This is a genomic window from Pararhodobacter sp., assembly GCF_034676545.1.
In the GTDB taxonomy this organism is placed as follows: Bacteria; Pseudomonadota; Alphaproteobacteria; order Rhodobacterales; family Rhodobacteraceae; genus Pararhodobacter.
In genome coordinates this window covers 720,097-735,085 of the sequence record NZ_JAUCBZ010000015.1, presented here as the reverse complement: position 1 = coordinate 735,085, position 14,989 = coordinate 720,097, and the positions used below count along the sequence as shown (strand labels likewise).

The window sequence follows — 14,989 nt, the reverse complement described above, 5'->3', positions numbered from 1 at the left end:
GCGGGACAATTCGATCACCCGAGCAGGCTGGCATCCCCTTTCAATCCACGCTATCCAAGTCCCATCGGCCCCCATCCGGGCCATTTCTGGGGGCGGAATGGATTTCAAAGCACTTCTGATGGGCCTCGCCTTCGCGTTCATGTGGAGCTCCGCTTTCACCTCCGCCCGCATGATCGTCGTCGACGCCCCGCCGCTGTTTTCCCTCTCGCTGCGCTTCCTCATCTCCGGCCTGATCGGCATCGCCATCGCCCGCCTGATGGGCCAGACCTGGACCCTCACCCGCGCGCAATGGCGGGCCACGTTTATCTTCGGGATCTGCCAGAACGCCGCCTATCTCGGCCTGAACTTCATCGCCATGCAATGGATCGAAGCGTCCGCCGCCGCCATCATCGCCTCCACCCTGCCCTTGATGGTCGCGCTGGCCGGGTTCCTGTTTCTGGGTGACCGTTTGAAACCGCTCGCCGTCGCCGGATTGATCGCCGGTTTCGGGGGCGTGATCCTGATCATGGGTGCGCGTTTCCAGGGCGGCCTCGACCCGCTCGGCGTCGCCTTGTGCGTCCTCGCCGCCCTCGCCCTCACCGTCGCCACCCTATCCCTGCGCGGCGCCAGTTCCGGCGGCAACCTGATGATGGTCGTCGGATTGCAGATGCTGGTCGGATCGGCGGCGCTGATCGGCCCGTCGCTGATCTTCGAGGAGATCGCCATCACCTGGACCCCACGCCTGATTGCGGCCTTCTGGTACACGACCCTCGTGCCCGGCCTCGCCGCGACTTTTGTGTGGTTCATGCTGGTCCAACGGATCGGCGCGGTGAGGGGCGCGACGTTTCACTTCCTCAACCCGTTCTTTGGCGTCGCCATTGCCTCGGCTTTGCTGGGCGAAGGGCTGGGACTGATTGATGTCGTGGGCGTCGTGATCATCATGGCTGGCATTCTTGCGGTGCAGCTTTCCAAAACCCCCGCTGCGCGCTAGGTTGCGGCGAAAAACCGGGAAGAGGTCATGGCGAAGAAGAAAACCAAATACACGCGCCGTCGGCATAATTCGCCCGGCAGCTCGCCCGGCGTTCTGTCGGTTGATCCCGATGCCGTCGCCCCGCGCCTGTCCTTGGTTCGCTACGATTCCCGCAGCATAGAGTTCGAGGACGCGCCCGATCCCGCCACCCTGAAGCGCCCCCAGGCTGGAACCATGTGGCTCAACGTCGAGGGCTTGGGCGACGTGGCCCTGCTCGAGCAGATCGCCCGGGTTTTCGGCCTGCATCCCTTGGCGATGGAGGACGTTGGCCACTCGGCGCAGCGACCAAAAGTCGAGGATTACGACCAGCACACATTCATCGTCTTACGCGTGCCGATTGCCGGGGAGACCTTTGCCTCGGAGCAGGTGGCAATGTTTTTGGGGCGCGGATTTGTCATCACGTTCATGGAGCGCGCGACGGATATTTTCGCGCCGGTCCTGCATCGGATGCGGGTCGATCAAAGCCCGATCCGGATGCGCAAGGCGGATTATCTGGCCTATGCCCTGATCGACACGATGGTCGACAGCTATTTCCCGGTGCTGGAGGGCTATGGCGAACGGTTGGAATTGCTCGAGGACGAGGTTCTGTTTCACCCCGACCCCAAGCAGATCAAGACCATCCACGCCAACAAGCAACAACTCATGGCGATCCGCAATTCGGTGCGCCCGATGCGGGATCTGTTGGGCATGTTGCTGCGCGAGGACAGCACGCGGATTTCCGATGCCACGCGGATCTATCTGCGCGACTGCCACGACCATACGTTTCAACTGTTCGACATGATCGAAACCTACCGCGAGATTGCGTCCGGACTGGTGGATATTCACCTGTCCAGCCAAAACAACACCACCAACGATGTGGTGCGGGTCCTGACCTTGATTTCGACGATCTTCATCCCGCTGACCTTCATTGTCGGTGTTTACGGCATGAACTTCGAGGTGATGCCCGAACTGTCCTTGCGCTGGGGGTATCCCGGCGTGATGATCGGCATGGGCTTGATCGCAGTGGCGTTGGTGATCTGGTTCAAGCGCAAGGGCTGGCTGGATGACGGTCGCTAGGCCGCGCCGCGTGGCATCGGTGTTGTGCCCGCTTTATACGCGCTCCAATCGGTGATCTGCGGATAGAACCGCCGTCGCCACGCACGCACGCGGGGATTCATCATGCGTCGCCACAGGGGTGGAATGGCGGCGGCAACCACCATCGTCGGATAACCCAGCGGCAATTGCGGGGCCTCATCGGTGCCATAGGTTTGCAGCAAGGGAAACCGGCGGTCGGGCTTGTAATGGTGATCCGAGTGGCGTTGCAGGTTGATCAGCAGCCAGTTTGACGCGGTGTGCGAGGCGTTCCAGCTATGGTGCGGCTTGACGTGTTCATAGCGCCCGTCGCCCAGATATTCGCGGGTCAGGCCATAATGCTCGACGTAGTTGGTCAGCTCCAGATGCAGCACGGCGATGAAGGCCTGAAACACGAACAGGCCGACGCCGACCCAGCCGCCGATCAGCCAGGCGAGGATCAGGAACCCGGCTTGCAGCGCGCCGTAGCGCCAGAAGGGGTTGGCCGCACTCCACATGGTTTTGCCGCGCCGGGCCAGCATGGCGCGCTCGGCCGCCCAGGCCGAACCGGGGCACGACACCAGCACCCGCAGGAAAAACCGCCAGAAGCCTTCGTTATAGCGCGCCGTCACCGAGTCGCGCGGCGTGCCGACCCACATGTGATGCACGCGCAGATGTTCCGAGCGAAAATGGCTGTAAAGCGTGCTGGCCAGAAGCAGATCGCCCAACCGACGCTCGATCACCGGTTTCTGGTGCATCAGTTCATGCGAATAGACGATGCCCACGCCGCCCGAGGCAATGCCGATGGCGTAGAACAGGATCAGGATTTCATGCAGTTGCAGGTGGTCGGTCCGCGTCACATACCAGATCGTGCCAAAGATCAGCAGCAGTTGCAGCGGCAGCCAGATCAGTGTGATCAGGCGATACCAGAACAGATCGGCCTCGGGCGTCTTGGTGTCGGGGTTGGTGGTGTTCAGCCCGGTGATCGCATCGAGCAGCGTCATCAGCCCGAAGGCGTAAAGCGGCGCGAGGATCAGCCACCAGCCGCCCCAGGCCGCGCCAATGGCGATCAGCGGCAGGAACCCGAGGGACAGCCAGAACGGCAGGGCATTGACGAGGCGATGGGTTGGCATGGAGCACCTATGGTTTGCCGCAGTCTAGCCCTGCGATTGTGGCGCGAAAAGATCACCGGTTGTCGCATGATCCCAGACTTTGCGCATCACGGTGGGCAGGCTGCCGGGGTCAAAACCGGGGTCGAACGCGCCGATGAGCGGAACGGCATCCTGCGCGGCGCGGGCGATGGCGACGCTGAGTTCCAGATGGAAATGCGTGAACGTATGCTTCACGAGGCCGGGCAGATGCGACCAGTCGGCGGTTAGTGGCGGCGCAGGGGTTGGCGCGTCGGACCAATCCGAACCGGGCCAACCGATCATGCCGCCCAGCAGCCCTTTGGGCGGGCGCAACTCCAACAGCGGCGCGCCATCGCTGCGGATGGCAACATAGGCGATACCCCTGCGGGTTGGTTTGGTGGCTTTGGGGGACTTGGCAGGCAGGGAGTGCGTGAGGTCTTGCGCATAGGCTATGCAGAAACCGGACAGCGGGCAGACCTCGCATTTCGGCTTGCGCGTTGTGCAGATCGTGGCGCCCAGATCCATCATCGCCTGCGCGAAATCACCCGCGCGCTGCTGCGGCGTGTAGCGTTCTGCCAGCGTGGCGAGCTTCGATTTGCTTTGCGGCAAAGGGTCGGCGACGGCCATCAGCCGCGCCACCACGCGCTCCACATTGCCATCAACCACGGTTTCCGGGTGATCCCAGACTATCGCCGCAATCGCCGCCGAGGTATAGGCCCCGATCCCCGGCAAGGCGCGCAGCCCCGCGCGGTCACTCGGAAAGCCGCCGATGGCCACCACCGCCCGCGCGCAGGCCAAAAGATTGCGGGCGCGGGCGTAATAGCCAAGCCCGGCCCATTCGGCCATCACCTCGGCATCTTGCGCGGCGGCGAGGGCCTCGACGGTCGGCCAGCGCGTGGTGAAACGGTGGAAATAGTCCTTGACCGCCGCCACCGTGGTTTGTTGCAGCATCACCTCGCTCAGCCACACGCGGTAAGGATCCGCACGCAGCCCGGCGGCGCGGTCACCGGGGCTGATGCGCCAAGGCAAGACCCGGGCGCTCTGGTCGTACCAGCGCAACAAAGCCGCGGCCTCGAGTGTTTCGATTTCGTCACGCATTCTTGACGCCCTTGCTTGATGCCCCTCTGGCCTTGGCCGCGGAACTCATTAGAATAGGCCAACGCCACCAGAAAGCACGCCCGCCGCATGAGATCGACCGCAAAAAAAGGCCCGACCGGCCCCAAACGCTTTGACCGACGCATGCGCGGCTTCGAATTCGGCGTCGGGCCTGTTGCGCGATCCGATCCGCAAAGCGGGGGAATCGCGCGGCTTCGCGGTAACAAAACTGCTGACCCATTGGCCCGAAATCGCCGGCGCGGATCTGGCGCCGCTGTGTCGTCCGGTCAAGATTGGCTATGGCCAAGGCGGCATGGGCGCGACGCTGACCTTGCTGGCCTCGGGGGCTGCAGCGCCGCTGGTGCAGATGCAACTGGAGCGGCTTCGCGACAAAGTGAATGCGATCTACGGCTATGCGGCGATCTCGCGGATTCGCGTGACGCAAACTGCCGCCGAAGGCTTTGCCGAGCCGCAAACCGCCTTTGAGCATGCAAATATCGCGAAACCCTCGCCGCAGGCCCTGGCGCGTGCGCAGGCGGTCGTGGCCGGGATGACCCAAGGCGTCGCCGACGAGGGGTTGAAATCAGCCCTCGACAGGCTGGCGACAAATGTATTGATGAAAAGAAAGGCGTCTGGCCCCGAACGGCCCGGCACTGAATGAAAGGACGACACATGAAAAGACGCACATTCTTGCTTTCCGGGGCGGCTGCCGTGACGGCGGTTGGCGGCTACAACCTGTATTCGACGATGACCGGCGGCACCGCCATGCCCGGCAGCACGCTGATCGAGCCGGGTGCAGCGATCGCGCAGACCACGGATGCGGCCGAGATCGACATCTCGCGCGTGCTGGAGATGGAGGCCGGAAACCCCGATGCCGCCGTGACCATTATGGAGTTTTCGTCCTTCACCTGCCCGCATTGCGCAAACTTCAATGCAAACGTGTATCGCGAATTGAAAGCGGCCTATATCGACACCGGCCTTGTGCGCTACATCAAGCGCGAAGTCTATTTTGACGCCTACGGCCTGTGGGCGGCATTGGTCGCACGCTGTGGCGGACCCATGCGTTATTTCGGCGTCGCGGAAATGATCTATGCCGAGCAGCGCGAATGGACCCAGGGCGCGGATGGCAGCGCCGTGGCCGACAACCTGCGCCGCATTGGCCGGCGTGCCGGCATGAGCGATGAAGAGCTGAACGCCTGCCTGACGGATCGCGACACGGCGATGGCGATGATGCAGGTCTATCAGACCGGCATGGAAGAATACGGGATCACCGGCACGCCATCTTTCGTGATCAATGGCACGACCTATTCCAACATGAGCTTTGCCGAATTCCAGGCAATCCTTGATCCACTGCTGGCTGACGGATGACAAACAAACCTCTGGCGGGACTCCGCGTGATCGAACTGGCCCGGATTCTTGCCGGGCCTTGGGCGGGACAAACCCTGGCCGATCTGGGCGCCGAGGTGATCAAGGTCGAAGCCCCTGAGGGCGACGACACCCGCCGCTGGGGTCCGCCGTTCATCGCGCGCGAAAGCGGGCCGGTGGCGGCCTATTTCCACGCGGCCAACCGGGGAAAGCGCTCGGTCGTGGCGGATTTCCGCACGCCGGAAGGGCAGCAGAAAGTGCGCGACCTGCTGGCCGATGCCGATATTCTGATCGAGAATTTCAAGGTCGGCGGGCTGGCGAAATACGGGCTGGATTACGCAACGTTGAGTGCCGAGTTTCCGCACCTGATCTATTGCTCGATCACCGGCTTCGGGCAGGACGGCCCCTATGCCCACCGCGCGGGTTATGACTACATCATTCAGGGCATGTCCGGGCTGATGTCGATCACCGGCCCCGCCGAGGGCGAGCCGCACCGGGTCGGCGTGGCGGTGACCGATCTGTTCACCGGCGTCTACGCCAGCACGGCGATTCTGGCGGCGCTGCACGCGCGGCACACCACCGGCAAGGGCGCGCATCTGGACTTGAGTCTGCTGGATTGCGCGGTGTCGGTGATGGCCAATCAGGCGATGAATTATCTGGCGACGGGCGAAGCGCCGGGGCGCACGGGGAACTGGCACCCCAATCTTGGGCCCTATCAGGTGTTCGAATGCCGCGACGGGCATATCATCATCGCCACCGGCAATGATGGGCAGTATCGCCGTCTGTGCGAGTTATTGCATGTGGAGGGGCTGATTACCGACGCAAGATTCGCGAGCAACGCCGACCGGGTCACCAATCGGTTCGTGCTGTCGGACTTGCTGACCGAGGCCACGCGGCGGCTGTCCAAGGCCGATCTGCTGGCGGCTTGCGAGGCCAAGGGTGTGCCAGCTGGGCCGATCAACACGATGGACGAGGTGTTCGCCGACCCGCAAGTGCAAGCCCGCGGCATGGCCTTGGAATTGGGGCCGCACCGGGGCGTGCGCTCACCGTTCGTGATTGACGGGGTGGCCTGTGCCTCGGATCGGCCCGCGCCCGAGTTGGGTGAGGCGGATCAGTAGGGGGCTTTGCCCCCTCGGGCCTGCGGCCCTCACCCCCAGAGTATTTTTGGCAAGATGATGTCGATCAGGACCAGGGGCCGGGATTGCGGGGGCGGCTGGTGCGCGTCGATGGCCGCTGCGAAACGCCCATCTCGGCGGCCAATTGTTCCAGCGCCTTGACGCGGTTTTCGGTGGCCGGGTGGGTCGAGAACAGCTTGTCGCGCTTGAAGGCGTGCAGCGGGTTGATGATGAACATATGCGCCGTGGCCGGGTTACGCTCGGCACTGTCGTTGTCGATCTGGCTGGCGAAGCCCTGAATGCGTTGCAGTGCCGAAGCGAGCCACAGCGGGTTGCCGCAGATTTGCGCGCCGATCCGGTCGGCCTCGTATTCGCGTGAGCGCGAGACGGCCATTTGCACGAGGGCAGGCCGCCATCGGGGCGAGGATCATCATCGCAATCAGGGCAATCGGGTTCTGGCGGTTGTTGCCGCCGCGAAAGAACATTGCGAAATTGGCCAGCATGGAGATCGCGCCAGCGAAGGTCGCGGTGATGGTCATGGTCAGCGTGTCGTAATTGCGGATATGCGCCAGTTCGTGCGCCATGACGGCGGCGATTTCATCGCGCGAGAGACGCTCGAGAAGCCCGGTGGTGGCGGCGACGGCGGCGTTGTCCGGGTTGCGGCCAGTGGCAAAGGCGTTGGGTTGCGGGTTGTCGATCACATAGATCTTTGGCGTCGGCATGTCGGCGTTGCGGGCCAGCTCCATGACGATCTGCTGCAGTTCGGGCGCGGTGTGGGCGTCGACCTCGCGTGCGTTGTGCAGGCGCAGGACCATGGTGTCGGATTTCCACCAGGTCAGGGCGTTCATTCCGGCGGCAATAGCCAAGGCGATCAGCGCGCCGGTTGGCCCGCCGATCACATAGCCCATCGCAAGGAACAGGCCGGTCATCGCGGCCATCAGAATTCCGGTTTTGACGTAGCCCATCATGCCCTCCTTGGATGACCTGTTATATGGGTTGACGTTGCGCGGCCTGCAAGGCGGGTCAGACCAGTCCTTCGGCTTTGAACAGGGCCAGAACGTCTTGCTGCGGGCGGGCGCCGATATGGCCGATGACCTCGGCGGCGGCGATACAGCCCATGCGGCCACAGGTTTCCAGTGAGTGATCGTTGACCAGCCCGAACAGGAACCCGGCGGCGAATTGATCGCCCGCGCCGGTGGCATCGACGGGCACGACCTTGTTGACCTTGGCGGTTACGCGGTGGCCGTTGTGGATCAGTACCACCGGGTCGCCAGAGCGGGTGCAAACGATGATCTCGCAATCGGCGGCGGCCAGTTCCAACGCCTCATCCAGATCATTGACCTGATAGAGCGAGGTCCATTCCTGCTGGTTGCCGATCACATAATCCATCTCGTTGGCGACCAACTGGCGAAAGTCGGCGCGGTGCCGGTCGACGCAGAACGGATCGCTCAGCGCGATACCCACGCGGCCCCCGGCAGCCCGGCAGGCGCGGGCGGCCTTGAGGAACGCTTCTTTGCCCTTGTCCTTGTCGAACAGATAGCCCTCGAGAAACAGCACTTCGGTATCGGCCATGATCGCCTCGTCGACGTCATCCGGGCCGACCTCGGCGGAGATGCCCAGATAGGTGTTCATCGAGCGTTCGCCGTCGGGGGTGACAAAGATCATCGAGCGCGAGGTGGGCAATTCGCCGCCCGCAACCGGGGGGTTCACAAAGGCGGTGCCGGCGCGCTCGGTGTCGGCGGCAAAGAACTGGCCCAGTTTGTCATCGCGCACCCGTCCGACCAGCGCGGTTTTCAGACCCAGCGCCCCGGCACCGGCGATGGTGTTGCAGACCGACCCGCCCGAGGCCTCTTGCCGTTCTTTCATCGCGCCATAGAGGGTTTCCGCCCGCTCGCGCTCGATCAACTGCATGATGCCTTTGTGGATGCCCATGTGGTCGAGAAAATGATTATCGACGGTGCTGATCACATCAACGATGGCATTGCCGATCCCGGCGACTTGATAGGTTTTTGCAGCTGCTTTTGTCACAGGGACTTCTCCTCATAGGGGCATAGATCGCGGATCAGACAGGCACTGCACAAGGGTTTGCGGGCCTTGCAGATATAGCGCCCGTGCAGGATCAGCCAGTGATGCGCGTGGTGTTGAAAATCGACCGGGATGTTGTCTTCGATGGCGCGCTCGACGGCGACCACGTCCTTGCCGGGGCAGATGCCGGTGCGGTTGCCGATGCGAAAAATATGCGTATCGACGGCCTGCGCCGGATAGTGCCACCCCATGTTCAGCACGACATTCGCGGTTTTGCGGCCCACGCCCGGCAGGCTTTCCAGCGCGGCGCGGGAATTGGGGACCTGTCCGGCGTAATCATCAACGAGGATCTGCGCCATCTTGATCACGTTCTTGGCTTTGTTCCGAAACAGGCCAATCGTTTTGATATGCTCGATCAGCCCCTCTTCGCCCAAGGCCAGCATTTTTTCGGGCGTATCGGCAATCCGGAACAGGTCTTTGGTGGCGCGGTTCACGCCGACATCGGTGGCCTGCGCCGACAGGGCCACGGCGACCAGCAGGGTGTAAACGTTCACATGATCCAGCTCGCCCTTTGGCTCAGGCTCGACCGCTTGAAAGCGGCTGAAGATCTCGCGGATCGTATGATAATCGAGTTGCGCGGCCATAAGTTTCCTTTGCACCGAGGCGGGGGGCGAGGGCAAGACCCTCAGCGGTCGCGGCCCTTGCGGGTCAGGCGGCCGATGATGAACGAGGTGCGGGGCGCATGGACATAGCGCGTACGATCTGCCGGTGCGGGACGCATGCGGATGCGGATCAGGCCGAAGAGGATCAGGAACACATGCGAGAGCGCGATGAACGCAAACATCGCGCCCGGCCCAAAGCCGGCAATCAGCGCCGAGGCGATCACCGGGCTGGCGATGGCGCCCACGGCATAGAGGAACATATGCGCGGCAGACAGCTCCACACGTTCGTTCTGGTCGGCGAAATCATGGGCGTGGGCGGTGGCGATCGAGTAGATCGGGAAGGTGGTGAAGCCAAAGAACCCGGCGGCCAGAAAGATCGTGATGATATTGCCCTGCGCCCCGGCCTGCATCGCGCCACAGCCCAGGATCGCCGCCACCGAGATGCCGATCAGCACATGGCGGCGGTCATATTTATCGGCCAGCCAGCCGATGGGGATATGCGCCATCGCACCGCCAAGGACATAAGCCGACAGGAACAGGGCGATACGGTCGGCCTCGAGCCCGACAGCGAGGCCATAGATCGGGCCGATCATGCGAAACGCTGCGCCGGTGATGCCCGAGACCACCACGCCAATTGCCCCCAGCGGCGATTTCTCCCAGGCCAGTTTGGGGCGCAGGCGCGGCGCAGTGCCGGTTTCGGGGGATTCCGCGCGGGTCAGCAGCATGGGGAACAGCGCGGCGCAGGCGATCAGGGCCAGCAGGTTATAGCTGAAATACATCGCCGGCGAGAGCACCGCGATCAGCAGTTGCGCGCCGAGGTTGCCGGTGACATCGACCAGGCGGTAGACGCCCATCGCCCGGCCGCGGGTGGCGTTGGTGACTTTGGACTGCATCCACGCCTCGATGATCGTGTAGCACCCGGCCACCGCGAGGCCCGTGGACATGCGCATCACCGCCCAGGCGTAGGGGTCGGTGAACATCATATGCGACAGAATGCCGATGGTGCCTGCCGCGGTAAACGCGCCGAATGCGCGCGAATGGCCGACCGACCCCATCAGGCGCGGCGCCCACCAGCAGCCGATGAAGAAGCCCAGGAAATGCGCCGAGCCCAGCAAGCCGATCTGTTGCGTGGTGAAGCCCAGAATCGTGCCGGACAGCGCATCGAGCGGCACAACCCCGCCAAACCCGAGTTGCAGCAGCAGGATCGACGAGAAAAGGGCGGCAAAGGTAATCAGAACGCGCATGCTTTGGCCTTGGGTCCGGTTCAGGGCACCTTGGCCCGATGCGCGCCGCGCGTCCAGTCGCGATCGGCTTGACCGGGCGGTTGTCGCGGCTCTAGCCTATGACAAAGGGAGCCTCCATGACCGACACTCCGCCGATTGGGCATAACAACCCGCCGCAAACCGATGCGCTGGACGCCTTGGCCGGGATTGCGACCACGCCCGAGTTCGAGCGGTTTCGTCAGCGCAACGATGTGTTCACGCGGGCGTTCTGGGATGAGCGGGTGCGCAGCAAACACACTGACGGGTTTTTCGCCAGCTACCGGGTCGATGCCAAGCCACGCAAAGGCGAGGGGTTTCAGCCCAAGGATTTCGCGCTGCGCAACGCGGCGTGGCTGATCTCGGATATCGTGTCGAACCGAGGCGGCGATAGCGGGCGGCGCGAAGGGTTTCAAGCGCCCATTCAAGCCGATACGCCAGTGGCCAGTGCGCAAGTCGACATCGACGACCCGGCGCGCATGGCGGCTGAGGTCAAGCGCATCGCAAAATTCTTTGGTGCGGATCTGTGCGGGATCACGGATTTTGATGAACGCTGGATCTACAAGACGCAAGTGGATACGCGGGATTTTTCCGAGACGGCGGTGGCATTGCCCGACGGCATGACCAGCGTGATTGTGTTGGGGCATCAGATGAACCTGCCACTGGTGCAGACCTATCCGTCGGCACTGGCCGGGGCGGCGACCGGGCGCGAATACAGCCATGAGGCAGCGATTGTCATGCAACTGGCCGCCTATATCCGCAATCTGGGATATGAGGCGACGGCCTCGATGAACGACACCGGGCTGGTGATTCCCTATGCGATCAAGGCAGGTCTGGGCGAATACGCGCGCAATCAACTGGTGATCACACCAGAGTTTGGGCCTCGACTGCGGTTCTCGAAGATTTTCACCAACATGCCGCTGGCGCATGATGTGCCAAAGCCTTTGGGTGTGCGGGCGGTTTGCGATATCTGCACGCGCTGCGCCGATGCCTGCCCGGTCAAGGCGCTGCCATTTGGCCCGCCGAGCGATGCGGTGACGGGCCAGTCGTCGATCAAGGGCGTGGTGAAATGGACCTCGGACGCGGAAAAATGTTTTGGCTATTGGGCAAAACTGGCCACGGATTGCGCGATTTGCCTGCGGGTCTGTCCGTTCAACCGCGATTTCAGCACCTGGCGTAACCGTGCGTGGCTGCGGTTGGCGCTGTCGCCGTGGCGCAAGCTGGCGCTGTGGCTGGATGATCGCTCTGGTCGTGCGAAACGGCTGAAGCCGCGCGACTGGTGGGCGGGGTGATTGCGCAGGATTCGGGTCGGGTTTGATGGACTGGCTGCTTTAGGGTGGTTGGCGGGGTATGGGGGATTCACCCCCTCTGGGCCTGCGGCCCATTCACCACCAGAGTATTTTTGGCAAGATTAGATCGCATAGGGTTAAGGGCATGGAAACGCAGGGCTATCATTATGGCGTGATCGCGCGGGCGATTGCCGAACTGGATGCGGCAGGCGGCGAGCGCGTGGCGCTGGAGGATCTGGCGGCGCGGTTGGGGATGAGTCCGGCGCATTTTCAGCGGCTGTTCACACAATGGGCCGGCGTCTCGCCGAAACGCTATCAGCAATATCTGGCGCTGGGTCATGCGCGGCAGTTGTTGTCGGACCGCTTTACCGTGTTGGACGCGGCGCATGAGGCTGGTCTGTCGGGGGCCGGGCGGTTGCATGATCTGTTCGTGCGCTGGGAGGCGATGACTCCGGGTGAGTATGCGCGCGGTGGCGAGGGGCTGGTGATTTTCTGGGGTTGGTTCGACAGCCCGTTTGGCCCGGCGATTGTCATGGGAACCGAGCGCGGCCTGTGCGGCATGGGGTTTGCGGCAGAGATGGGTGCGACGGCCGCCTATGACGATCTGGCGAGGCGGTGGCCGAAGGCGCAGTTTATCGAGGCGGCTGATCGGTTGCGCGGATGGGTTGAGGCGGCGTTTGGGGCGTCGGGTTCCGAGCCGGCGCCGCTCTATCTGATTGGCGCACCGTTTCAGATCAAGGTCTGGGAGGCCTTGTTGAGCGTGCCAACCGGCCATGTCACCACCTATTCCGAAATCGCGCGCCGTATCGGGCGACCTGCGGCAATGCGGGCGGTTGGCACGGCGGTGGGGCGCAATCCGATCAGTTGGCTGATCCCGTGCCACAGGGCTTTGGCGAAATCGGGCAAACTGGGCGGCTATCACTGGGGGTTGCCGGTCAAGCGCGCAATGCTGGCCTGGGAATCGGCGCGCGCGGATGTTGCCTAGTGCCGGAGCTGTGATCAATGGAACGTGAGGCGGCATTCCGCGCAGCCCCCTGTTGCTGGCATCGAGAACGCTATAGTGTGTCTGGTAACCTTTTTTCGCAGGAGAAACCTGATGATGGCTTCCAAAGCTATGGCTGCACTGGCACTTGTTGCGCTGACCGCGGCGTGTACTGACCCCACCACCGGCGAATACAGCCGCGAGCGTTCTGGCCTGTTGACCGGCGCCGCCGTCGGCGGCCTGTTGGGCGCCGCCACGGGCAGCGGCAACCGCACGCCCGAGGTTCTGATCGGCGCGGGCCTCGGGGCGATTGCGGGTGGGGCCATTGGTGGCCACCTTGACCGGCAGGCTGCGGAATTGCGTGGCGCGCTGGGTCCGCAGGTTGACGTGGTCAACACCGGCAGCGAGATCGTCGTGACGATGCCGCAGGACATTCTGTTTGCCACCAACAGCGCCGAATTGCGCGGTGACTTGCGCGCCGATCTGACGGCGATTGCCAGCAACCTCCAGCGCTATCCTGATTCGCAGGTGATCGTGACCGGGCATACCGACAGCACGGGCACGGCCGCCTACAACCAAAGCCTGTCCGAGCGGCGCGCCGATTCGGTTGCCAGTGTTCTGGTTACCTCGGGTGTGCCCTCGCGGCGGGTCGTGGCGCGCGGCGCGGGTCTGACGCAACCGGTTGCCTCGAATGATACGGCCTTGGGCCGGGCGCAAAACCGCCGGGTTGTGATCACCATTCGCCCGACCGCGTAACGGATCAGCGAGCGCACGTCTGGGGCCGAGCAGAAATGCCCGGCCCTTTTCCTTTGTGCAAACAGACTTGTTGCGCGGCGGCACGCGTGGTCATATCTTTTGACCAATCAGGGGGTTCCGATGCCATTTCAACCGGTTCAACAGGAAAAACTGGCGCAGGGCGTTGTCCGGCAGATTGAGCTGTTGATCCTGCGCGGCCTGTTGCGGCCCGGTGAACGTTTGCCTTCGGAGCGCGAATTGGCCGAAAGAATGGGCGTGTCGCGCCCGTCTCTGCGCGAGGCTATCGCCGAGTTGCAGGGCCGGGGATTGCTGGAATCACGGGCGGGGTCTGGTGTTTTTGTCGTCGAAATCCTGACCTCGACGTATTCCAAGGCGCTGATTGACCTGTTTGCCAACCATGAGGAGGCCGTGTTCGATTACGTCAGTTTTCGCCGCGATCTTGAAGGGATGGCGGCGGAGCGCGCCGCGCGGTTCGGGTCTGATACCGATCTGAAAATCATCGACACGGTGTTTCGCAAGATGGAAGCCGCGCATGGCAAAAAGAACCCGGCGGATGAGGCGGCGCTGGATGCAGAGTTTCATCTGGCGATCATCGAGGCCAGCCACAACATCATCATGTTGCACACCATGCGCGCGATGTTTGATCTGCTGAAAGCGGGGGTTTTCTATAACCGGCAGCAGATGTTCCGGCATCGTGAAACGCGGGGTATCCTGCTGGAGCAGCACCGCGCGATCAACGAGGCGATACAGGCGCGGGACTCCGAAAAAGCGCGCGCGGCGGCCGAGGCACATATGACCTATGTGGAGACAGTTCTGGGCGACCTGCGCAAGGCGGACAAGAACGAAGGCATTGCGCGGCTTCGGTATCAGCACGAACTGGGGCGCGAATAGCGCCCGTGACGCAACGCCACGCGTATGCTGCATAGCGGCATTGCGTCGCGGCAGGATTGTGCAAGTGCAGCAAGTGACTATCTACGGGGTTCGATAGGGCTAACAACGGCCCGAGCAAACCACAGGAGACCAGTCATGTTTGTTTCAGACATCACCCAAAACCCAAGCCGCGGATTTGCCGCCACGATGCGCCGGTGGATTCAGAAGATCCAGGACCAGCGGATGTATCGTCTGGCCTATGCCAACACATTCGAAGAACTGTCGATGCTTTCAGATCGCGATCTTGCGGATATCGGCGTTTCGCGCTCGGACATCTCGGAAATTGCAGCGCAGGCCGCCGAACAGGCGACCTGATCCGCCG

At 63.0% G+C, this 14,989-nt stretch carries 15 protein-coding genes and 1 pseudogene; 10 read left to right on the top strand and 6 right to left on the bottom strand.

Features of this window, described 5'->3' with window-relative positions:
* Window positions 1–97 precede the first annotated feature (97 nt).
* Together VDQ28_RS07015 and corA are read left to right on the top strand one after the other, a co-directional pair.
* Window positions 98–970 carry a DMT family transporter gene (locus tag VDQ28_RS07015; RefSeq protein ID WP_323038084.1) on the top strand — a complete coding sequence of 291 codons (873 nt, stop codon included), beginning with the start codon at window positions 98–100 and terminating at the stop codon, window positions 968–970.
* Between the two features lie 27 nt (window positions 971–997).
* Window positions 998–2,065, top strand: a complete 1,068-nt coding sequence (gene corA, locus VDQ28_RS07010; RefSeq protein WP_323035249.1) for a magnesium/cobalt transporter CorA — start codon at window positions 998–1,000, stop codon at window positions 2,063–2,065.
* Here corA and VDQ28_RS07005 read toward each other — a convergent pair.
* Both VDQ28_RS07005 and mutY read right to left on the bottom strand, forming a co-directional pair.
* Window positions 2,062–3,192: an alkane 1-monooxygenase gene (locus VDQ28_RS07005; RefSeq protein ID WP_323035248.1), complete on the bottom strand. Its 1,131-nt coding sequence runs from the start codon at window positions 3,190–3,192 to the stop codon at window positions 2,062–2,064. The two genes, corA and VDQ28_RS07005, sit on opposite strands and share 4 nt — an antisense overlap.
* Window positions 3,193–3,216: 24 nt before the next feature.
* The gene (gene mutY, locus VDQ28_RS07000; protein ID WP_323035247.1) at window positions 3,217–4,287 is read right to left on the bottom strand and encodes an A/G-specific adenine glycosylase; all 1,071 of its coding nucleotides are present in this window, start codon (window positions 4,285–4,287) and stop codon (window positions 3,217–3,219) included.
* Window positions 4,288–4,417: 130 nt separating this feature from the next.
* On the opposite strand from mutY, the gene VDQ28_RS06995 reads away from it, so the two are divergent.
* From VDQ28_RS06995 to VDQ28_RS06985, 3 genes are read left to right on the top strand one after another with little or no spacing between them, the layout of a single operon-like run.
* Window positions 4,418–4,945: a DUF721 domain-containing protein gene (locus tag VDQ28_RS06995; RefSeq protein WP_323035246.1), complete on the top strand. Its 528-nt coding sequence runs from the start codon at window positions 4,418–4,420 to the stop codon at window positions 4,943–4,945.
* An 11-nt stretch (window positions 4,946–4,956) separates the two neighbouring features.
* Window positions 4,957–5,652, top strand: coding sequence for a DsbA family protein (locus VDQ28_RS06990; RefSeq protein WP_323035245.1), 696 nt, complete (start codon window positions 4,957–4,959; stop codon window positions 5,650–5,652).
* Window positions 5,649–6,767 (top strand): CaiB/BaiF CoA-transferase family protein, encoded by a 1,119-nt coding sequence (locus VDQ28_RS06985; protein ID WP_323035244.1) that lies wholly within the window; start codon window positions 5,649–5,651, stop codon window positions 6,765–6,767. The genes VDQ28_RS06990 and VDQ28_RS06985 overlap by 4 nt, the downstream gene beginning before the upstream one ends.
* A gap of 64 nt (window positions 6,768–6,831) precedes the next feature.
* On the opposite strand, the pseudogene htpX reads toward VDQ28_RS06985, so the two are convergent.
* The 4 genes and pseudogenes from htpX to VDQ28_RS06965 form a co-directional block, all read right to left on the bottom strand.
* Window positions 6,832–7,729, bottom strand: a pseudogene (gene htpX, locus VDQ28_RS06980) (zinc metalloprotease HtpX).
* Between the two features lie 58 nt (window positions 7,730–7,787).
* The gene (locus tag VDQ28_RS06975; protein ID WP_323035243.1) at window positions 7,788–8,792 is read right to left on the bottom strand and encodes an adenosine kinase; all 1,005 of its coding nucleotides are present in this window, start codon (window positions 8,790–8,792) and stop codon (window positions 7,788–7,790) included.
* A complete protein-coding gene (gene nth / locus VDQ28_RS06970; protein WP_323035242.1) occupies window positions 8,789–9,433 on the bottom strand; it encodes an endonuclease III in 645 nt (214 codons plus the stop codon). Before nth ends, VDQ28_RS06975 begins: the two co-directional genes overlap by 4 nt.
* A 41-nt stretch (window positions 9,434–9,474) precedes the next feature.
* Window positions 9,475–10,695 (bottom strand): MFS transporter, encoded by a 1,221-nt coding sequence (locus tag VDQ28_RS06965; protein WP_323035241.1) that lies wholly within the window; start codon window positions 10,693–10,695, stop codon window positions 9,475–9,477.
* 116 nt (window positions 10,696–10,811) lie between these two features.
* Between VDQ28_RS06965 and VDQ28_RS06960 the strand changes: the two genes are divergently transcribed.
* The 5 genes from VDQ28_RS06960 (at window position 10,812) to VDQ28_RS06940 (ending at window position 14,982) form a co-directional block, all read left to right on the top strand.
* Complete coding sequence (locus VDQ28_RS06960) at window positions 10,812–12,002, top strand: 4Fe-4S double cluster binding domain-containing protein (protein WP_323035240.1); 1,191 nt, start codon at window positions 10,812–10,814, stop codon at window positions 12,000–12,002.
* A 142-nt stretch (window positions 12,003–12,144) separates the two neighbouring features.
* The gene (locus VDQ28_RS06955) at window positions 12,145–12,984 is read left to right on the top strand and encodes a bifunctional helix-turn-helix domain-containing protein/methylated-DNA--[protein]-cysteine S-methyltransferase (protein WP_323035239.1); all 840 of its coding nucleotides are present in this window, start codon (window positions 12,145–12,147) and stop codon (window positions 12,982–12,984) included.
* A 129-nt stretch (window positions 12,985–13,113) separates the two neighbouring features.
* Window positions 13,114–13,737: an OmpA family protein gene (locus tag VDQ28_RS06950; protein WP_416349420.1), complete on the top strand. Its 624-nt coding sequence runs from the start codon at window positions 13,114–13,116 to the stop codon at window positions 13,735–13,737.
* 120 nt (window positions 13,738–13,857) lie between these two features.
* On the top strand, window positions 13,858–14,628 hold the full coding sequence (locus tag VDQ28_RS06945; protein WP_323035238.1) for a FadR/GntR family transcriptional regulator: 771 nt from the start codon (window positions 13,858–13,860) through the stop codon (window positions 14,626–14,628).
* A 135-nt stretch (window positions 14,629–14,763) separates the two neighbouring features.
* A complete protein-coding gene (locus VDQ28_RS06940; protein ID WP_323035237.1) occupies window positions 14,764–14,982 on the top strand; it encodes a DUF1127 domain-containing protein in 219 nt (72 codons plus the stop codon).
* Window positions 14,983–14,989: the final 7 nt, after the last annotated feature.